The organism is Pseudomonas sp. DWRC2-2, from assembly GCF_049897885.1.
Lineage (GTDB): Bacteria > Pseudomonadota > Gammaproteobacteria > Pseudomonadales > Pseudomonadaceae > Aquipseudomonas > Aquipseudomonas azotoformans_A.
The window spans coordinates 531,210-551,800 of record NZ_JAFCXD010000001.1 but is presented as its reverse complement, the minus strand read 5'-3'; the positions used below and the strand labels follow the sequence as shown (position 1 = coordinate 551,800).

The window sequence follows — 20,591 nt, the reverse complement described above, 5'->3', positions numbered from 1 at the left end:
ACCATGCCCATCGTCGCCAAATCCTATGACCTGATTGACTCGCCCAGCCCGGTGCGCCAGGCCCGTGTCTCCACGCCGATCAAGGCACTGCAAGTGGTGCCTGCGCGGCACCCCTGGCGCTGGGCCGGGTCGATCTTTGCAGCGCTGGTGCTGCTGGCCATCGTGCATTCCCTGGCCACCAACCCGCGCTGGGAATGGGGCGTGTTCGGCCAGTGGTTTTTCTCGCCGTCGGTGCTGCGCGGGCTGGGGCAGACGCTGCTGCTGACGCTGCTCAGCACGGTGTTCAGCATCGTTCTTGGCACGGCGCTGGCGTTGGCGCGGCTGTCGGGCTCACCACTGTTGGCGGCGTTGGCCTGGGGCTATATCTGGTTCTTCCGCTCGATGCCGGCGCTGCTGGTGCTGATCATCCTGTACAACTTTGCCTACCTGTATGACCACATCGTGCTCGGCGTGCCGTTCACCTCAGTGGTGTTCGCTGAGTGGTCCACCGTAGACGTGCTCAGCCAATTCACCGTGGCCGTATTGGGCTTGAGCCTGATGCAGGCGGCCTACGCGGCGGAGATCATTCGCGGCGGGCTGATCGGTGTCGATGCCGGCCAGCATGAAGCCGCTGCAGCGTTGGGTTTACCGGCCTCGCGACGGATTTTTCGGATCATTCTGCCCCAGGCGCTGCGTTCGATCCTGCCGTCGGGCTTCAATGAAATCATCGGCCTGGTCAAGGGCACCTCGATTGTCTACGTACTGGCCTTGCCGGAGCTGTTCTACACCGTGCAGGTCATCTACAACCGCACCCAGGCGGTGATCCCGCTGCTGATCGTGGCGACGGTCTGGTACTTGATCATCACCACCGTGCTGACCAGCGCGCAGTACTACGTCGAGCGCCATTTTGCCCGTGGCACGGCACGGGTGCTGCCGCCCACGCCGTTGCAACGCATACGCCGCTGGGTCAAGGAGAAAACCCATGAGTGAAGCTCGCGCCGGGCGCATCCAGATCCAGGGCGTGGGCAAGCGCTTTGGCAACCAACAGGTGTTGAAAGACATCGACCTGACCATCGACCCCGGCAAGGTCACCGTGATCCTCGGGCCGTCCGGCTCGGGCAAGTCCACCTTGCTGCGCACCATCAACCACCTGGAGAAGATCGACAGCGGGCATATCACCATTGACGGTGAATACGTTGGCTATCGCCGCAAAGGGGACCTGCTCTACGAGCTGAAAGAACGCGAGATTCTCAAGCGCCGCATCGACGTGGGTTTTGTGTTCCAGAACTTCAACCTGTTCCCGCACCTCACCGCCTGGGAGAACGTCGCCGAGGCGCCCCTGGCCCACAAACGCTGGAGCAAGGCCGAAGCCCAGACCAAGGCGGCCGAGCTGCTGGCCAAGGTCGGCCTGGCGGACAAGGTCGATGCCTACCCGCGCCAGCTCTCCGGCGGCCAGCAACAGCGTGTCGCCATCGCCCGCGCTTTGGCGCTCGACCCCAAAGTGCTGCTGTTCGATGAACCCACGTCGGCCCTCGACCCGGAGCTGGTGGGCGAAGTGCTCGACGTGATCAAGGGCCTGACGCAGTTGGGCGTGACCTTGGTGATCGTCACCCACGAAATCGGCTTTGCCCGTGAAGTGGCCGACCACGTGGTGTTCCTCTGCGACGGCCAGTTGATCGAAGAAGGCCCGCCGGAACAGATTTTCCGCCAACCCCGACATCCCCGCACTGTGGCCTTTCTCGGCAAGGTGCTTTAGTTCAAGGAGTGACTGCCCATGCTTATCTCTACCGCTCGTATCGCCCTGTTGACGCTGGCCGTCAGCACTGCGCAAAGCGCATTCGCCGTGCAACAGGTCGACCTCAGCCCCGACCGCCCGCGCATTCATGTACCGCGTAACGAAGCGGCCATCGCGCAGATCCCGCCGGGCTTCAAGTTCGCCCAGCCGGGCAAGTTCACTGTGGCCGTGTCCGGTGTGGCCGGGCCGCCCCTGGCGCTGCTGGCCAATGACGACAAGACCACCATCGGCAGCGAGGCCGATACAGCGCAGTTGGTCGCCGACAGCCTGGGTCTGCAACTCAACGTGGTGCAGACCAGCTGGGAAGACTGGCCCCTGGGCGTCAGCTCGGGCAAGTACGACGCGGTGATCAGCAACGTCACGGTGACCGAGGCGCGCAAGAAGCGTTTCGACTTCGCGACTTACCGCCAGGACGTGCTCGGGTTCTATGTGAAGAGCACCAGCAAGATCAGCGCGATCAAGCAGGCCGAGGACATTGCCGGACTGAAGATCATCGTCGGCTCCGGCACCAACCAGGAAAAGGTCCTGCTGGCCTGGAACGACGCCAATGAAAAAGCCGGGCTCAAGCCGGCACTGTTGCAGTACTTCGACGACCAGGCCGCCGCGCAACTGGCGGTGCAATCCGGGCGCAGCGATGCGCTGTTCGGGCCCAACTCGGTGTACGCCTATTCGGCGGCAATCACCGGCGGTATCAAGCTTGTCGGCACGGTCAATGGTGGCTGGCCTTTGAAAGCGGATATCGCGGTGACCACGCGCAAGGACAACGGCCTGGTCAAGCCGATCCACACCGCCCTGGAAGGCGCGATTGCCGGCGGTCAATACGAACAGGTGCTGCAACGCTGGGGCCTGGATATCGAGCGCGTCGACACGTCGCTGATCAACCCACCGGGCCTGCCGGATTAAGGAGCATCGAACATGGGACTGACACGACGTGAAGCGCTGTCGAGCATTGCTGCGGTAGGCGGCGAACAGGCCGTCAAGGAGGCACTGGCGGCATTGGGCCTGGGACCGTCGTCACACCGCCGTCCGCAACCGCTGAAACTCAAGGCGGGCCTGGGGCAGGGCACCCGCGTGCTGGTGTTGGGTGCTGGCATCGCGGGGCTGGTGACGGCACTGGAACTGACCCGCGCCGGGTTCGAGGTGCAAGTGCTGGAGGCGCGTGACCGCGTGGGTGGCCGGACCTGGACTATCCGCAACGGCGATCGTGTGGACTACAAGGACGGCCGCTCGCAAACAGCTGCGTTCGACCCAGGGCATTACTTTAATGCGGGCCCGGCACGAATCCCGAGCCAGCACCGCACTATTCTCGACTATTGCAGCGAACTTGGCGTGCCGCTAGAAGTGCTGGTCAACAGCAGCCATGGTGCCCAAGTGCGGCCGGATGTGAGCAAGCCGGCTTTCACCGTCGGCCAGGCCATCAACGATGCACGGGGGCAGGTGTCCGGGTTGCTGGCCAAGGCGGTGCAGCGCGATGCCCTCGATGATGTGTTGAGCGCTGAGGAGCGCACGCGGCTGTTGGCGTTCCTGCAGGTGTATGGCGACCTGTCACAGGCGCTGGCCTTTGAGGGCACGATCCGTTCGGGGCACCTGGAGTCGCCTGCCCATCCCGGCGCGTTGCCCGCCAGTCGTCGCCCGTTATCACTCGATCAACTGCTGCACCCGGAACTGTGGGGCGCGTTACTGCACACGGAATTCCCGGAGTTCTCCGCCACCATGTTCCAACCGGTCGGTGGTATGGACCGCATCACGGATGCCTTCTACCAGCGCGTCCAGGGGTATGTGCAATTAGGCGCCCAGGTGCGGCAGATCCGTCAGTTGGAAGACGGCGTAGCGGTGACGTACCACGACAAGCTCAGCGGTCGCGAACAGGTGGTGCGCGCCGACTACCTGATCTCGACCCTGCCGCTGCCGCTGCTGGCCAAGCTCGACACCGACTTCAGCGACCCGATCAAGGCGGCCTTGCTCAGCACCCGCAGCGACCAGGCAACCAAAGTGGCGTGGCAGTCGCCGCGATTCTGGGAAACCGACTACCGCACCTACGGCGGCCTGTCGTGGATCGAACACCCGGCACGCCTGCTGTGGTACCCGAGCAACGACCTCAACACCCGCGAAGGCTTGCTGGTAGCGGGCTACGTGACCGGCGAGGGCGCCGACGTATTTGGTGCGCAACCCTTCGACCAGCAGTACGCCACCTCGAAAGAGGCCGTGGAACTGCTGCACCCCGGTTATTCCAAACACTTGCGCAACCCGCTGGCAGTGTCCTGGGAACAGATCCCCTACAGCGAAGGCCCGTGGCTGCAACGCGAACACTTCCCGGCCGACGCCAGCGCCTTGCTCGAAGCCGGCCACGGCCGTGTGTATTTCGCCGGCGATGGACTGGTGCAAAGCGGCGTAGGCATCTGGCAGGAATCGGCGGCCAACTCGGCGCGCCATGTGGTCGGGCAACTGGCCGAGCGGGTTATCCAGCAACAGCACAGCGCGGCACTTGCCGCGTCATAAGGAGATTCATCATGAGCGACAGCATTCAACGCACCAGCGTCGGCGATTTTCCGATCTCGCAGACCGTCACCGTACCGGCTTCTGCCAGCCTGATTTTTGTCAGTGGCACCTTGCCCGACCTGCACGACGCAAACGCCCCGGTGGGCACGCCAGCCGCCTATGGCACGACCGAAGTGCAGACGGTGTCGGTATTCAACAAGCTGCGCAAGATCCTGCGCCAGCAAGACCTGGACCTGGGCGATATCGTGCAGTTGCGGGTGTTCCTGGTAGGGGCCGAAGAGACGGGCGGCAAGCTGGATTTCGCTGGCTTGCAGGCGGGCTATACGCAGTTCTTTGGCACCCCTGAGCAGCCGAACAAGCCAGCGCGTACGGCGTTGCAAGTGGTGGCGCTGCCGCTACCCGGTGCGTTGATTGAAGTTGAGGCGGTCGCTGCGCGTACGTCGTAAGACTTACCCTTGCTCTGAGAAAAATCCCACAACTAGGTGGGATTTTTCATTCTTCCAGCCTGTATTTTTCCTCCTAGGATGGCGCGATCGCTTGAACACAAGCGATACGGCGGGGCCGCTCCCATCGCCCGGCAGCCGTAAGAACATGCTTAGGAGTCAACACATGAAGATGACCAGTGTGAGCCAACGCCTGCGCCGCTCGGCCTGGGCCGTGATTGTCGCCGGGGTACTGGCAGGCTGTGCCACGCCGCAGCCGCCGGCGGTAAAGATCTCCCTGGCCCGTGATGCGGTGGGGCGGGCCTTGGCGGCGCAAGCCACCCAGTTCGCACCGCTGGAAATGAAAACCGCCCAGGACAAGCTGGCGCGCATGGACCAGGCCATCGGTGAAATGAAGTACGTCGAGGTGGACGCCCTGGCCGACCAGATCGAAGCCGACGCCAGCCTGGCCGAGGCCAAGGCCAATGCCGTGCGTAAACAACAGGTCTTGAAGCAGGCGCGAGAGGGCATTCAGGTGCTCAAGCAGGAAATGCTCAACGCCCCCGCGACTACCCACTGAGGATCCAGCCATGCGTGCCATTTTTTTCATTCCTGTGCTTTCGGCCCTGAGCCTGGCGTTTGCCGGTTGCGCCACGCCGCCGGAAAACCCGCAATTGCTGCAAGCGCGCAGCCAGTTCTCCAGCCTGCAGCAGAAGCCGGAATCCAACACCCTGGCGGCGGTTGAAACCCGTATCGCTTCCAACGCGCTGGACCGCGCCAACCAGGTGTCGTTGCACGACCGTACCGACCCACAGCTCGACCAACTCGCCTACCTTGCCACGCAAAAAATCGCCCTGGCCGAGCAGACCATCGTCGGCCGCAAGACCGATGCCCAGCTCGACAACATCGCGGTCGACCGTACCCAGGTGCAGCTCGACGTGCGCACCGCGCAGCTCAAGGCCTTGCAGGCGATGAAAGCCCAGCCGACCGAACGTGGCCAGGTCATCACCTTTGGCGACGTGCTGTTCGACACCGGCAAGGCCGATTTGAAAGCCGGCAGCCAGCGGGACTTCCAGGGGCTGGCGAACTTCCTGGTGCAGAACCCGGAGCGTCAGGTGCGGGTAGAGGGTTTCACTGACAGCGTGGGAGGCGATGCCTACAACCAGAGCCTGTCCGAGCGACGTGCCCAAGCGGTCGCGCGTGGTTTGCAACGACTCGGCGTGGGGATCGAGCGGATAGCCGTCATCGGCTACGGCAAGCAGTTCCCGGTTGCTGATAACCAGAGCGCACAGTCACGCCAGTTGAATCGCCGTGTGGAAGTGATCGTGTCCAACGACGCTTCGGCGGTCAGCGCACGTCGCTGAGCCTGACAGATCGTTATGCAGTACTCGGATAACGGTATTTGCTAGAGATCATTAATTTTAATAATTAGCATAGATCTACAAAGCCTTTCACAAGCCCTGCCTACGGGCATTAAGGTCATTCTCCACCGGCCACCGCGGCCATCCACGGAGGAATACCTTGATGCCCATCTCACCTCGACAACTCAAATTCGGCGCCATTCTCACCGGCGTCGGCACCGCACAAAACGAATGGTTGCACCCACAAATCCCTGGCGATGCGAGTGTGGATATCGACTGGTACCGCGCCCAGGCACAGCAGGCCGAAGCGGCCAAGTTCGACCTGGTGTTCATCGTCGACAGCCCCTACATCACGCCGGATTCCGCGCCGCATTTTCTCAACCGCCTGGAGCCCTTGACGCTGCTCTCGGCCATCGCCGGGGCGACCTCGAAAATCGGCCTGGTGGCGACGCTCACGACCTCCTATACCGAACCCTTCAACGTGGCGCGGCAGTTCGCGTCCCTGGACCACATCAGCGGCGGCCGCGCCGGCTGGAACGTGGTCACCACCGGCTTGGAAGGCGCGGCGGGAAACTTTGGCCGTGAGCAACACATCGACCACACCGAGCGCTATCGCCGCGCGGCCGAACACCTGGACGTGGTGCAGGGACTGTGGGATTCCTATGAAGACGACGCCTTTGTGCGCGACAAGCAAGCCAAAGTGTTCCTCGACCCGCAACGCCAACACCGCCTCGATCACCACGGCGAGTTTTTCTCGGTCACCGGGCCACTCAATATTGCCCGTTCGGCCCAGGGCCAACCGGTGATTTTCCAGGCGGGTATCTCCGAATCCGGGCGCAGCCTGGCGGCGAATTATGCCGAAGGGATTTTCGCCGGTGTGGGCAATTTCGAAGATGCCCAGGCGTACTACAGCGACATCAAAAAACGCACCGCCGCCGCTGGGCGTAACCCTGACCACGTCACCATCCTGCCGGGTATTTCGCCGATCATTGCGGACACCGATGAACAGGCGCAGGCCATTGATCGTGAACGCAATGGCGAGCTGGATCTTGGTAAGGCGCTGGTGCAGTTGGGGCGGCCGTTCAATTACCACGACTTTAGCCAGTACCCACTGGATGAGCCGTTTCCGGAGTTGGGCGACTTGGGGAGTAACGGGTATCGCGGGCATGCGGAGAACATCAAGCAGGTTGCTCGTGAACAGGGGCTGACGTTGCGCCAGGCGGCGTTGCGCTTTGCCAAGCCGTTTTCCAGTTTCGTCGGCTCGCCCAAGACCGTGGCGAATGAGATCGAGCGTTGGTTTGTGGAGGGTGCGGTGGATGGGTTCAATATCCACGTGGGCGCGCCGGAGGATTTTGCGCGGTTTACCGATCAGGTATTGCCGTTGTTGCGGGAGCGGGGGTTGTTTCGCAGTGAGTACAGTCACAGCACGTTGCGTGGGCATTTGGGGTTGCCAGTGCCGGTGAATCGGTATGCGGTGGGGCGGGTGGCTTAGGAAGTGGCGGGGGGGTGTACATATCCATTTTTGCGGTAATGGCGGCTTATGGTTCCGCCCTTACGGCGGGTCACTTTTGGCAAACGCCCCAAAAGTAACCAAAAGGTCTTCGCCCCAACACTCGGCACCTCGCCTAGGCTCGGTGTGCCCTCACTCCGGCTTGAATCCGTGGGCCGCCGCGATGGGCCATCCTTGGCCCAGCGCGGCTAACCCGGCGTCCTGCCGGGTTACCCACGGATTCAAGCCTGCGTTCGGCCAGCGTGTTTGACGGGGCGCCTCAGATCAAAAGCAAAAGCGCGGCGGCCTGGTAGCCGACCGGTTTCTGGAGGCCAGTCTCAGTTTCAAATGTGGGAGCGGGCTTGCTCGCGAAGGCGGCGTGTCAGCGATTGCATCTCTAACTGATCCACCGCTTTCGCGAGCAAGCCCGCTCCCACAATTTTGATCTCCTACATCAGGTAGATATCAATCGGCTCTGGCTCTGGCTCTGGCTCTGGCTCTGGCTCTGGCTCTGGCTCTGGCTCTGGCTCTGGCTCTGGCTCTGGCTTTGTTTTTGATTTTGATCTTAGGCGGCCCCCCAAATCACTGTCGGATTACGGGCATACCGAGCCTAGGCGAGGTACCGAGTGTTGGGGCAAGAGCCCTTTGGTTACTTTGGGCTGGGCCGGCATTCCGTCTCTTTTCCAAAGTGACCCGCCGTAAGGGCGGAACCATAAGCCGCCGTTACCCAAAAAACGGATCCACCCCTCATCTAAAAATGCAATTACCTCATCATATAAGCCAATCATATTAAAAAAACCTGATTATTAGCATATGACTACAAAGACTTTTACAGGCGTTTCTTAGACGAATACCTTTCAGTACAGAGACACCACACTCGACCCGACCCCTCGCATGGTGGAGGAGAGCACTGACCACACCCACCTGCGAGGGCCCCCCTGATCATGACGACCTGACCGCTTTCCCCACCGCCACACCGTCCTTGCGTTTTCGTTGCCGGTCCCGCCGAGCCACGGTCTCGTTCGCCTAAAAAAAGATCAGGATGCACCCGTCATGAGCCACGCCGAGCTATTCCCGCAAACCATCTACACCTTGCCCTACGACAACAACCGCCTGGCCCTGCGCGCCGTGCCCAAGCACGACGATCCCCTGCAGGAACGCCTGCACCGCAAACAACGCCTCGCTGCGGCCTATCGTCTGTTCGGGCGCCTGGGTTTCGAAGTGGGTGTAGCGGGCCACTTCACCGCCCGTGACCCGGTGCACCCGGAGCATTACTGGATCAACCCTTTGGGCGTGCCGTTCTCGCAAATCACGGTCTCCCACTTGCTGCGGGTCGATAGCCAAGGCCAAGTGGTGGAGGGCCAAGGGCTACTGAACACCAGCGCCCTGGAGTTGCATCACGACCTGCAGCAGGCGCGCCCGGAGGTGGTGGGCATCGCTCATTTCCACGGTTTTCATGGCCGGGTCTGGTCGTCGTTGGGCCGCCTGTTCGACCCGATCACCGCCGAGTCCGGCGCGTTTCAGGGCGACCAGGTGATCTTCCAGCGCCACGCCTTGCGCACCGCCAGCGGGGCGCTGGAGCAGGATCGCGACATCGTCAGCCAGGCCTTTGTCGAGACCTTCGGCCAACACAACCTGCTGGTGTGGCAGAACCACGGCCTGTGGGTCACCGGTGAGACCGTGGAAAGCGCCGCGTGGCGTTTTATCCTCGCCGAAGATACCGCCCGTGTGCACCTGCTGGCGCATTCGGCCGGGACGCCGCTGATTCCTGCGCCGGATGCCTGGGAGGAGGGGCTCGACAAGGCGCGGCACGAGTTTTTCGCCTGGCTCAACTTCTTGCCGTTGTGGGATCAGATCCGCACCGAAGAACCCGACCTGTTCAACTGAGGCGCGCCCATGCATTCCCTCTCTCGTCGGCAATTGCTGCGGGCCAGCGGTGTTCTTGCGGCCGGTGCCCTGCTGGGGCGTCAGGCCGAGGCTGTCGAACCGCTGCGTGTGTGGCGCTACAAAGGCACGGCGGCCTCTTTTCTCGCCGACGCCGGTCAGGCGCACACGCCATACCCGGTGGAATGGGTGGATGTCAGCGGCGGCAACCTGGTGCTGGAAGCGTTGCGCAGTGGTCACTTGGACTATGCATTCATGAGCGAGATCCCACCGATTTTCGCCTCGATTGCCCAGGTGCCGATTGCGCTGGTGGCGGTCTACCAGGGCGACCAGAACGACACCCGCCTGGTGGTGAAAAAGGACAGTGGCATTCGTACGGTCCAGGACCTCAAAGGCAAGACCATCAGCTACGTGCGGGCTACCAACACGCACTATTTCGTGTTGAACCTGCTGCATCAGAACGGCCTGTCCCTGGCCGACGTGACGGCGGTGCCGCTGCCCATGCAGGACGCGCTCACCGCGTTTCGCAACGGTCATGTGGATGCCATCGCCACGGGCGGCATCAGCGCGTTGCAGGCCACCAGCCAAATGGAGGGCGAGCTGCTGGCGGACGTCAGCCGCTACTACTCCGGCAACTACGTGATCGCGACCACGCAACAGGTGTTGGCCGACCCTCAACGCCGCAGCCAGGTAGGCGATTTCTTGCGGCGTGAGCAAGCCACCTGGGCCTGGGTCAACGCCCATCCCGAACGCTGGGCCGAGCGCAGTGAAGCGCTGACCGGTATCGATCGCGCCCTGTACCTGCGCCAGTTCCAGCAGCGCAGCCGACCCGCCCGCCTGGTGGGCACCGATGCCGACACCCTTCACTCCCAGCAACAGGTGGCTGACCTGTTCTACCAAAACCATTTGATCCGCCAACGCGTCGATGCACGACCGCTGTGGCGTGACGACTTCAACCCTATTCTGAACAGTTGACCTGCCATGAAATCCATTGCCTACCGTTCTACGTTGCAACTCGCCCCACTGATGCTGGCCAGCTTCACCCTGTTGCCTGCCTATGCCGCCGCCACTGATGACACGCTCGACACGGTGATCGTCACGGGCTCCCGGGGCAGTGAGGCGCGCACCGTCACCAGCAGCCCGTCGCCGATTGATGTGATCAGCGCCCAGCAATTGGAAAAAACCGGCTCCAGCAGCCTGCGCACCGCCTTGCAGAAAACCCTGCCATCGTTTTCCCAGCGTCCCTCTGGCACGTCCAACGACAGCATCGCGCGGCCCTACAGCCTGCGCGGGCTCAACGGTTCCAATGTGCTGGTACTGGTGAATGGCAAGCGCCGTCACAACAGCGCGGTGATCAACCTCGACTCGACGGCGGCCTACGGCACCAACCCGGTGGACCTGGACATGATCCCGGTCAGCGCCATCGACCATATTGAAGTGCTGCGCGATGGCGCCTCGGCGCAATACGGCTCGGATGCGATTGCCGGGGTGATCAATATCATCCTCAAGCAGAACGACAATGGCGGTTCGGTCAGCACCTCCTACGGCGAGTACACCAAGGGTGATGGCGGCACTATTCGCCAGACCCTCAACAATGGTTTTGCGCTGCCCAACGACGGCTTTTTCAACCTGTCCCTGGACGCTAAGTCCCAGCAGACCGCCGTGCGCGCGCGGGATGCGACCGGCGCGTTCTACTATCGCCAGCCCGACGGCTCCGCCGATCCGCGCGAGGCCAACGACAAGGATGTGCAGAAAAACGGCCTGCCGAAAATCAAGGCGATCAACGTCGCCTACAACGCCGAATTGCCGCTGGACGATGTCACCCTGTATTCGTTCTCCACCCTCAGCAACCGTGATGCGCGGGGCGGGCAGAACTACCGGCGGCCTAACTCGACCAACATCATTGCGTCGATCTACCCCGACGGCACCGCGCCGTTCTACACCCTGCGCGAGACCGACTACCAAGTCGCCGCCGGGGGCAAAGGCAAAGTCGCCGAGTGGAACTGGGACCTCAGTTCGACGTTTGGTCGTGACAAAGGGGTGGCCGGCGCGGATGAGACCCTCAACGCTTCCCTCGGCCCGTCGAGCCCCACGCACTTCACCACCTACACTAACTACTTCGACCAGTGGACCAACAACCTCGACCTGACCCGCGCCTTTGAAGTCGGCTTGAGCAAGCCATTGCAGGTGTCGGCAGGCCTTGAACACCGGCATGAGCGCTACAAGACCGAGTCCGGCAACCCTCTGTCCTACCTCAATGGCGGTTACGTTTACCCGAGCGGCCCACTGGCGGGGCAACCCGGCGCGGTAGGTGCCCAGGGCGCGATCACCCTGACCCCGGAAGACGAAGGCCAGGCCAGCCGCAACAGCTACGCCAGCTATGTGGACGTAGGGCTCAACCCTACCGAAAAATTCTACGTGGGCGTGGCGGGACGGTTCGAGCATTACGATGACAGCTCGGGCAACACCAGCAGCGGCAAGCTCTCGCTGCGTTATGACTTCACCCCGGAATTCGCCCTGCGCGGCACGCTCAGCAACGGCTTCCGGGCACCGTCGCTGTCGCAGTCGGTGTATGCGCAGACCGCCAACCAATACACCACCGTCAATGGTGTCGCGCAATTCGTCGAAGCCAAGTCGGTGCGCGTCGATTCGCCGCTGGCCCAGGCCCTTGGCGCAGAAGACCTGAAGCCAGAGAAGTCGCGCAACATCAGTATCGGCTTTGCGTACAAGCCTGTGCCGGAAGCCAACATCACCCTGGACGCCTACCAGATCGAGATCAGCGACCGCATCGCCCAGACCGGCTTTCTGTTCGGCAGCGGCGTCGACCAGATATTGCAGGCCAACGGTTACCGTCCCGGCTACCGGGTTAAGTACTTCACCAATGCCGCTGACACCACCACCCGCGGCATCGACCTGGTCACCGACTACCGCGTCGACTACGGCGCCCTGGGTACCGTCAAATATGGTGTGGCAGCCAACTACAACAAAACCACGATCGACAGCATCAAATCGACGCCGGCCGCCCTCACTGCCGTGGGCAGCAGCCTGGTGCTGTTCGACCGCGTGGCCCAGGGTTACCTGACCGTGGCCAACCCCAAGACCAAGCTGATCCTCAGTGCCAACTGGAAGGTCGACGATTTCGACATCAACGCCTCCGTCAATCGCTACGACAAGGTCATCGCCCGCGACACCAACCCCGCGTATGACGTGACCTACGGCGCTAAATGGCTGACCGACCTGGAAGTGGCCTACAACTTCACCAAAGCACTGAACCTGGCGGTGGGCGCCAACAACATCCTCAACGTCAAGGCCGACAACAACGCCTTCCCCCAAGGCGATATCAACGGCTTTCCGAAATTCGGCAGCATCTCGCCGTTCGATCCCTACGGTGCGTTCTGGTACACCCGCGCCACCTACGCTTTCTGATGAGGACTGCGACATGAGCCAACCAGACCGACAAATCCTGCTCGGCGCCTTCATCCCCAGTGCCGGCATCATGGGTTCCGCGTGGCGCCACCCGAGTGCGGCCAGCGACTCGTTCCGCGACTTCGAGCACTACCGCTGGATCGCCGAAAAACTGGAGGCCGCGCGTTTTCATGCGCTGTTCTTCAATGACACGGTGAACGTCGACCTCGACCCGCTCGCCCTGGCGCGCGGCCCCAACAGTGTGCGCTGGGACCCCTTGGTGCTGCTGCCGGCGCTGGCGTTGGCGACGCGCCGTATCGGCTTGATCGCCACCGCGAGCACCACTTACAACGAGCCGTACAACATTGCGCGCAAGTTCGCCAATATCGACCACCTCAGCGGTGGCCGGGTGGGCTGGAACCTGGTGACTTCCCTGGGCGGCGGCGAGAACTTCAACCGCGACGGCCACATCAGGCATGCCGACCGTTATGAGCGTGCCGAAGAGTTCTACGACGTGGTTACCGGCTTGTGGGACAGCTGGGCCGACGACGCGTTTATCCAGGACAAAGCGTCCGGGCAGTGGCTGGATACCGACAAGTTGCAGGTGCTCAACCACCACGGCAAATACTTCCAGGTGCAAGGCCCGCTCAATGCTGCGCGTCCGGTGCAGGGTTATCCGGTGATTGCCCAGGCCGGCTCGTCCGATGCCGGCAGGCGTCTGGCAGCGCGGGCCGGGGAGTTGATCTTCACCGCTCAACACACGGTGGAGCAGGGTCAGGCGTTCTACCAGGAGATCAAGCGAACCGCCGCCGGTTTGGGGCGTAACCCCGAGCACCTGAAAGTGCTGCCGGGGGTGTCCACCGTGATTGGTCGCACCCAGGCCGAAGCCCAGGCCAAGTACGACCAATTGCAGGAGCTGCAAGACCCGAAAGCCTTCCTCAGTTCCATTTCGCGCTTTACCAGCCTGGGTTTCGATCTGTCGGAGTTGCCATTCGATTCATTGGTGCCGTTGCCACCCGAACAGTTCGACACCAACACCCATAAAAGCCGGCAGAAACTGGTGTTCGACCTGATCCGCCGCGAACGCCCGACCGTGCGTGAGCTGTTCAACAAACTCACGGCCGGTGGGCATCGCATCCTCATCGGCACGCCGCAAAGCGTGGCGGATGACTTCCAGGAGTGGTTCGAACGCGGTGCCGCCGATGGCTTTAACGTGATGTTCTCCGGTTTGCATCACGGCATCACCGACTTTGCCGACGGCGTGGTGCCGGAGTTGCAGCGCCGGGGCTTGTTCCGCCGTGAATACCAGGGCCAGACGCTGCGCGAGAATCTCGGCTTGCCGTACATCACCAACCGTCATCAAGGGGCGCGTTCATGAAGCCGCTTTCAGTCGCGATGCTGGCGCTGTTGCTGGCGGCGTGCGGCGGGCCATCCGACCAGGTCACCCAGGCCGAAGCCGGCAAGCCTCAGCGCGGGGGCACACTGCGCGTGGCGTTGGACGGCGATCCGCAATGTGTCGACCCGCAGCAGGCGGGTAACAACACGGCGCTGAATGTGGGGCGGCAGTTGGTGGACTCCTTGACCGACCAGGACCCGGTCACGGGTGAAATCGTACCGTGGCTGGCCGAACGCTGGGACGTGGATGCAGACTCGCGGCGCTTCACTTTTGTGTTGCGTCAGGGCGCGACGTTCAGTGACGGCGCGGCGGTGGATGCGGCGGCGGTCAAGGCCAACCTGCACGCCATTGTGGCGTTGGGCGCGCGGTCGATCCTGGGCTCGACCTACCTGGCTGGGCTCAAGCGCATCGACACGCCGGACAGCCACACCGTGGTCGTCGAGTTCGAACAACCCAATGCGCAATTCCTGCAAGCCACTTCGACCATGACCTTGGGGCTGTTGTCGCCGGCGAACCTGGCGCTGCCTTCCGGCGACCGCTGCCAGGGCCAATTGGTCGGCTCGGGGCCATTTGTGCTCAAGTCGTTTGTGCATAACCAGAAGGTCTCGCTGACCCGTCGTGAAGACTACGCCTGGGGTTCGTCCCTGGCGGCCCATAAGGGCAAGGCGTGGCTGGACGGCATCGAATTCCTGATCATTCCCGAATCCGGCGTGCGCCTGGGCAGTCTGGCGTCCGGGCAAATCGAGGTGAACACCAGCGTGGCGCCGCAGGATGAACCGAGCATCGAAGGCCAGGGCCTGGTGCTGCTGACCCGTGCCAATCCGGGGGTGGTCTTCAACTTGGCGCTGAATGAGTCGACACCGTTGTTCGCCGATATCAAGGTGCGCCAGGCGCTGAGCAAGGCAATTGATCGAGCCGAGTTGCAGCGCATCATTTCGCGCTACCAGAAACCCGCCACCGCATTACTGGCCAGCAGCACGCCGCTGTACCGCGATCTCTCCAGCCTGCTGGCCTACGACCCCGAAGGTGCACGCAAACTATTGGATGACGCGGGCTGGCAGGTGGGCGCCGATGGGGTGCGGGTCAAGGACGGCAAGCGCTTGTCGTTTCGCCTGGATTACTGGCAGCAGACGCCGATCCTGGAACTCGTGCAGCAGCAGTTGAAGGGCGTGGGCATCGACTTCCAGCTGAATAAATCCACCATCAGCCAGGTCACGGCAATCCAGGCCAGTGGTGATTTCAGCGTGCGTTTCCTCAACCTTACACGCGCCGATCCGGACGTACTGCGTACGGTGTATTACGCGCAGGGCTACAACATCAACAAGCGTGAACCCAGCGAAGTCGATCGCCTGTTGCGCGAGTCCTCCGAAACCCTCGACAGCGCGAAGCGCCAGGTGTTGATCGACCAGGCCAGTGAGCGGTTGCTGCGCGACGGTCACGCGATCGCGCTGGTGGAACTGGCCACCGTCCTGGCCCATGGCAAGCACGTGCACGGCCTGCATTACGAAGCGTCATCGCGGCTGCAATTCTTCGACACCTGGTTGCAGCCATGAAGGGCGCGGGGTTCTACCTGTTGGCCCGGGGCGGGCAGGCGCTGCTGGTGCTATGGGCTGCGTTCAGCCTGTCGTTCGTGATTTTGTACGCGCTGCCCAGTGACCCCGTGAGCATCATGCTCAATCAGAACGGCGAGCAGACCACCGTCAATCAGCAGCAAGTGGCAGCACTGCGCGCGCAGTATCACCTCGACGAGCCGCTGGTGGTGCAGTACGGCATCGCGCTGTGGCACGCGGTACAGCTGGATTTGGGTGACTCGATTCAGAGTGGCCAGCCGGTGTCGGCGTCGTTGGCCGAGGCGCTGCCGAAGACGGCGGCGTTAGCGTTGGTGTCATTGCTGGTGTCGTTGGTGTTGGGCGTGGGGCTGGCGCTGGTTGCCAGCCTGACGCGCCGGCGCTGGTTGCGGGATGTGTTGCTCGGGTTGCCGGCGGTAGCGGTGTCGCTGCCGACGTTTTGGGTGGGATTGTTGCTGTTGCAGTGGTTTTCCTTTGGCTGGCACTGGTTTCCGGCGATGGGTAATCAGGGCCCCGCTTCGTTGGTTCTGCCCACGCTGACACTGGCCATTCCCACCAGTGCCGTGATTGCCCAGGTGCTGGCGCGCTCGCTGGCCGCCACTTCGCGCTTGCCCTTTGTGGACGCCCTGCGCGCGAAGGGTATGAGCCCCTTGCGTGTGCTGTTGACCCATGTGCTGCACAACGCCGTGATTCCGATCCTCAGCCTGAGCGGGGTGATTGTCGGCTCGCTGCTGGCCGGTTCCGTGGTCACCGAAACCGTGTTCTCCCGCGAAGGTATCGGGCGCCTGGCCCAAGGCGCGGTCAGCAGCCAGGACATCCCGGTGGTGCAGGGTGTGGTGGTGTTGGCGGCGCTGATCTTTATCACCGTCAACTTGCTGGTGGACCTGCTGTACCCACTGCTCGACCCACGTATTCGCGGAGCTGCACGATGAGCCTTGCCTTGACTGCCGTGTTGCCACGGCCGCGTTATTTCAACGTACTGCGCAGGCGTCCGCTGCTGCCGCTGGGCGTGATCGTGTTGCTGCTGGTGTTGGGCTGGGCCTTATGGCCGCAGCTGTTCACGCAGTTCGATCCGCTGCTCGGTGTGCCAGCCAACGCCTTGCAAAGCCCGTCCACGGCCCATTGGTTTGGCACTGACCATCTTGGGCGCGACCTCTATAGCCGCACGGTGTATGGCGCTGGCCTGTCATTGCGCGCGACGTTGTTGGCGGTGTTGATCGCCTTGTTCAGCGGCATTGTGCTGGGCGTGCTGGCCGGCTTTTTCGGCGGCTGGGTCGATGCCGTGCTGATGCGCTGCGTGGAAGTGCTGATGGCGATCCCTGCGCTGTTGCTGGCCATGGCGGTGATCACGGTGCTGGGGTTTGGAACGGTGAACATTGCCCTGGCGGTGGGCTTGTCGTCGGTGGCGACGTTCGCGCGCCTGGTGCGCGGCGAGGTGCTGCGTTGGCGCGCCAGTACCTTTGTCGAGGCCGCTTCTGCCTGTGGTGTGGGGCCGTGGACCCTCATCGGCCGGCATATCCTGCCGCATGCCAGCGCGCCGGTGTTGGCACTGGCCGCATTGGAGTTTGGCAGTGCGGTGTTGTCGGTCTCGGCCCTGAGCTTTCTTGGTTTTGGCGCACCGCCGCCGCAACCCGAATGGGGCCTGTTGGTGGCCGAAGGGCGCAACTACATGATTGCCGCCTGGTGGTACACCAGCCTGCCGGGCCTGGTAGTGGCGGCGGTGGTGGTGTCGGCCAACCAACTGGCGCGGGCGTTGCAACAGGATCAAGGAGCGACACGATGAGCGAGCAAATCTTGTTGGACGTACGCAACCTGCGCATCGCCTACCACGGTCAAGACGGGCGAACGGAAGGTGTGGCGGGTATCGATTTTCAACTCAAGGCCGGTGAGATCCTGGCGATTGTCGGAGAGTCCGGCTCCGGCAAATCCACCACCGCTGCGGCGCTGGTGGGCTTGCTGGCGAGTAATGCGCAGATCGAATCGGGCAGCATCCTTCTCGAGGGCCAGGCGTTGACCCACGCCACTGAACGCCAGTGGCAAAGCATTCGCGGGCGTAGCGTGGGGTTTGTGCCGCAGGATCCGGCGCTGTCCCTTGACCCGGTGAAACGCATCGGCCAGCAGTTGGTGGAAGCCCTGACCCTGCATGGCGTGCCCAAACCGCTGGCGCGCCGACGCAGCCTGGACCTGTTGCGTGAAGTTGGCCTGGTAGACGCTGAGCGGGTGGCGCGCGGGTATCCCCATCAATTGTCCGGCGGCATGCGCCAGCGCGTGCTGATCGCCATCGCCTTGGCCAATGACCCCCCGCTGGTGATCGCCGACGAACCCACCAGCGCGCTGGATGTGGGGGTGCAGCGGCAGATCCTCGACCGTCTGCAAAACCTGGCCCGCGAGCGCGGCACCGCCGTGTTGCTGATCACCCACGATTTGGGCGTGGCCTTGGACCGCGCGGACCGGCTGCTGGTGATGCACCAGGGGCGTATCGTCGAAACCGGTGAGGCCAGGCAGGTCTTTCAGGCACCCCAGCACGCTTACACCCGGCAACTGTTGCAGGCGGCGCCGAGCCTGTTGGTGCAGCGTCGCAGGCAAGTGAGTGGGGTGCCAGCGGATCAAACGCCGTTGTTGACGGTGCAGGGATTGCGCAAGGACTTCTCCACCTGGCGCCATCCGGCGCCGTTGGCGGTGGAGGATGTGTCCTTCCACCTGCCACACCATGGCACCACCAGCCTGGTGGGTGAGTCGGGGTCGGGCAAGTCCACCACCGCGCGGTTGATTCTCGGGTTGGAGCAGCTGGACAGCGGCAGTGTGGTGTTTGAGGGGCAAGACATCAGCCGTGTTTCACGTCGCGATTGGCTGGCCTTGCGACGACGGATCCAGGTGGTTTATCAGAACCCCTATGCGTCGTTGAACCCACGGTTGAGCCTGGAGCAGATCATCAACGAGCCGCTGCAGGCCTTTGACCTTGGCGACCGCGCCTGGCGTCGGCAGCGCGCGGCGACCTTGCTGGAACAGGTTGAGTTGCCGGCGCGGATGCTGGGCAGTCGACCGGTGGAGTTGTCCGGTGGGCAACGGCAGCGAGTGGCGATTGCCCGGGCGCTGGCGTTGGAACCGCAGTTACTGGTGCTGGATGAAGCGTTGTCGGCGCTGGATGCGTCGATCCAGGGGCAGATCTTGAAATTGCTCGCGCAGTTGCAGGAACGCTTGGGGTTGAGCTACCTGTTTATCTCTCACGATTTGGCAGTGGTACGGCAGATTTCCGATCATGTGGTGGTGATGCGCGCGGGCAGGGTGGTGGAGCAAGGCGATTGCGAGCAGATTTTCAGCGCACCGGGTACTGACTACACGCGCAGTTTGTTGGCGGATATTCCGGGACGGGTGGCGCAGGTCACCTGATCCCACGCAGGCTTTACGCAAAGCGGAACGACGCGCCATGGGCCGAGGGTGGCAGGCGATCGCTGCCATCGACGCTCAGACGCGAGCGCAGCGTGCCGGTTTGCGCGGTGGTGCGGTACAGGCCACGTTTTTGCAGGGCCGGGATCACGTGCTCGACAAAGTCATTCAGCGAGCCAGGGCTGATCAGCGGGTTGAGCATATAGCCGCTGGTACCTGAGATACGCGCATGTTCCTCGATCTTTTCCGCAATCTGCTCCGGGGTGCCGACCAGGATCAGGTCGCTGCCACGGGTGACATTGGCAAAGCGCTGGCGCACTTCACCGGCCGTCAGTGGTTTGCCGCTGCCATCGGGCCTCATCACGTAGGAGGTCATGCCTTCGGTGTGGGTCGACAGCGCTTCGTTGTCGGCGTAGCGGCTGATGTCGATGCCGGTGTCGCCGGCGTAACTCACCAGCTGTGCCTGCAGGTGATAGTTGCTTTGCAGGGCGTCGTATTTTTGCTGTGCTTCGATGGCGGTGGGCGCGGTGACGATACGCAGCACGGTCAGTGACTTCACATCGGCGGCCCGTCGGCCACGGGTTTGGGCCTGGCGCCAGATGTCTTCCAGGCCTTGGCGGATTTCCAGCGGGTTGGACTTGGCGATAAACACCAACTCCGCGTGCTTGGCCGCAAACTGCCGGCCGCGTGCCGACCAGCCGGCCTGGATCAGCAATGGCGTGCGTTGCGGCGACGGCGACGTCAGGTGTGGCCCGGCAACGCGGTAATGTTCGCCGGCATGCTGGATCGGCCGTACCCGTGTGCCATCGGCGTAGGTTTGCGCCAGCTTGTCGGCAATCACCGCGTCATCCGCCCAACTGCCTTCCCAGAGCTTGTACACCACGTCGAGAAACTCTTCGGCGCGTTCATAGCGGTCATCGTGCTTGATCATCTGCTCCAGGCCGAAATTACGTGCTGCGCTGGACAGGTAGGAGGTGACGATGTTCCAGCCGATCCGCCCATCCGACAAATGATCCAGGGTGCTGAAGCGCCGGGCATGGGTGAACGGATGCTCGTAGGTGGTGGTGACGGTCACGCCAAAAGCGAGCTTTTCGGTGAGGGTCACCAGGGCTGGAATGATCGTCAGCGGATCGTTGGCCGGGGCTTCCACCGCCCATTTCAGCGCCATGGCTTCGGAGCCGCCAAACACGTCGTAAAAGCCCAGCACGTCACCGAAAAACATCAGGTCGAGGTTGGCTTCATCCGCCGTGCGAGCCAGGTTCGACCAGTACTTGAGCGTGTTGATCCCCAGCCTTTCATCGGCGGGATGCGTCCACAGGCTGGGCGCGCCGCCGCAGCCGACACTGGCTTGTTCATAAAGGCCGAATAACAGTGGGGTAGGATCGGACATGGTGCTTCCTGCAGAC

At 62.7% G+C, this 20,591-nt stretch carries 17 protein-coding genes; 16 read left to right on the top strand and 1 reads right to left on the bottom strand.

The window, feature by feature from the left end; all coding sequences use genetic code 11:
- Positions 1–3: 3 nt before the first annotated feature.
- From ACP7EW_RS02745 to ACP7EW_RS02670, 16 genes are all read left to right on the top strand, one after another.
- The gene (locus ACP7EW_RS02745; protein ID WP_426215130.1) at positions 4–969 is read left to right on the top strand and encodes an amino acid ABC transporter permease; all 966 of its coding nucleotides are present in this window, start codon (positions 4–6) and stop codon (positions 967–969) included.
- Positions 962–1,735, top strand: coding sequence for an amino acid ABC transporter ATP-binding protein (locus ACP7EW_RS02740; RefSeq protein WP_033900057.1), 774 nt, complete (start codon positions 962–964; stop codon positions 1,733–1,735). The genes ACP7EW_RS02745 and ACP7EW_RS02740 overlap by 8 nt, the downstream gene beginning before the upstream one ends.
- 18 nt (positions 1,736–1,753) lie before the next feature.
- A complete protein-coding gene (locus tag ACP7EW_RS02735; protein WP_038846314.1) occupies positions 1,754–2,677 on the top strand; it encodes an ABC transporter substrate-binding protein in 924 nt (307 codons plus the stop codon).
- 12 nt (positions 2,678–2,689) lie between these two features.
- Positions 2,690–4,273 carry a flavin monoamine oxidase family protein gene (locus ACP7EW_RS02730; protein ID WP_426215127.1) on the top strand — a complete coding sequence of 528 codons (1,584 nt, stop codon included), beginning with the start codon at positions 2,690–2,692 and terminating at the stop codon, positions 4,271–4,273.
- An 11-nt stretch (positions 4,274–4,284) separates the two neighbouring features.
- Positions 4,285–4,719, top strand: a complete 435-nt coding sequence (locus ACP7EW_RS02725) for a RidA family protein (RefSeq protein WP_426215125.1) — start codon at positions 4,285–4,287, stop codon at positions 4,717–4,719.
- Between the two features lie 163 nt (positions 4,720–4,882).
- Positions 4,883–5,275, top strand: coding sequence for a DUF4398 domain-containing protein (locus tag ACP7EW_RS02720; protein ID WP_033900064.1), 393 nt, complete (start codon positions 4,883–4,885; stop codon positions 5,273–5,275).
- 10 nt (positions 5,276–5,285) lie between these two features.
- Complete coding sequence (locus tag ACP7EW_RS02715) at positions 5,286–6,059, top strand: OmpA family protein (protein ID WP_038846319.1); 774 nt, start codon at positions 5,286–5,288, stop codon at positions 6,057–6,059.
- 160 nt (positions 6,060–6,219) lie between these two features.
- Positions 6,220–7,548 carry an LLM class flavin-dependent oxidoreductase gene (locus ACP7EW_RS02710; protein WP_426215123.1) on the top strand — a complete coding sequence of 443 codons (1,329 nt, stop codon included), beginning with the start codon at positions 6,220–6,222 and terminating at the stop codon, positions 7,546–7,548.
- Between the two features lie 1,050 nt (positions 7,549–8,598).
- Complete coding sequence (locus tag ACP7EW_RS02705; RefSeq protein ID WP_426215121.1) at positions 8,599–9,432, top strand: class II aldolase/adducin family protein; 834 nt, start codon at positions 8,599–8,601, stop codon at positions 9,430–9,432.
- Between the two features lie 9 nt (positions 9,433–9,441).
- Positions 9,442–10,404, top strand: coding sequence for an ABC transporter substrate-binding protein (locus ACP7EW_RS02700; RefSeq protein ID WP_426215119.1), 963 nt, complete (start codon positions 9,442–9,444; stop codon positions 10,402–10,404).
- Positions 10,405–10,410: 6 nt separating this feature from the next.
- The gene (locus ACP7EW_RS02695; RefSeq protein WP_426215117.1) at positions 10,411–12,855 is read left to right on the top strand and encodes a TonB-dependent receptor plug domain-containing protein; all 2,445 of its coding nucleotides are present in this window, start codon (positions 10,411–10,413) and stop codon (positions 12,853–12,855) included.
- Positions 12,856–12,868: 13 nt separating this feature from the next.
- Entirely contained in the window at positions 12,869–14,212 is a 1,344-nt protein-coding gene (locus ACP7EW_RS02690) for an LLM class flavin-dependent oxidoreductase (RefSeq protein WP_426215115.1), read from the top strand.
- Positions 14,209–15,783 carry an ABC transporter substrate-binding protein gene (locus ACP7EW_RS02685; protein WP_426215113.1) on the top strand — a complete coding sequence of 525 codons (1,575 nt, stop codon included), beginning with the start codon at positions 14,209–14,211 and terminating at the stop codon, positions 15,781–15,783. The genes ACP7EW_RS02690 and ACP7EW_RS02685 overlap by 4 nt, the downstream gene beginning before the upstream one ends.
- A complete protein-coding gene (locus ACP7EW_RS02680; RefSeq protein ID WP_426215111.1) occupies positions 15,780–16,730 on the top strand; it encodes an ABC transporter permease in 951 nt (316 codons plus the stop codon). The genes ACP7EW_RS02685 and ACP7EW_RS02680 overlap by 4 nt, the downstream gene beginning before the upstream one ends.
- Positions 16,727–17,581: an ABC transporter permease gene (locus ACP7EW_RS02675; RefSeq protein WP_426215109.1), complete on the top strand. Its 855-nt coding sequence runs from the start codon at positions 16,727–16,729 to the stop codon at positions 17,579–17,581. Before ACP7EW_RS02680 ends, ACP7EW_RS02675 begins: the two co-directional genes overlap by 4 nt.
- Complete coding sequence (locus tag ACP7EW_RS02670; RefSeq protein ID WP_426215107.1) at positions 17,578–19,188, top strand: dipeptide ABC transporter ATP-binding protein; 1,611 nt, start codon at positions 17,578–17,580, stop codon at positions 19,186–19,188. The genes ACP7EW_RS02675 and ACP7EW_RS02670 overlap by 4 nt, the downstream gene beginning before the upstream one ends.
- A 13-nt stretch (positions 19,189–19,201) precedes the next feature.
- Here the strand turns inward: ACP7EW_RS02670 and ACP7EW_RS02665 are convergent, their stop codons facing one another.
- A complete protein-coding gene (locus ACP7EW_RS02665; RefSeq protein ID WP_426215105.1) occupies positions 19,202–20,575 on the bottom strand; it encodes an LLM class flavin-dependent oxidoreductase in 1,374 nt (457 codons plus the stop codon).
- Between the last annotated feature and the right edge of the window lie 16 nt (positions 20,576–20,591).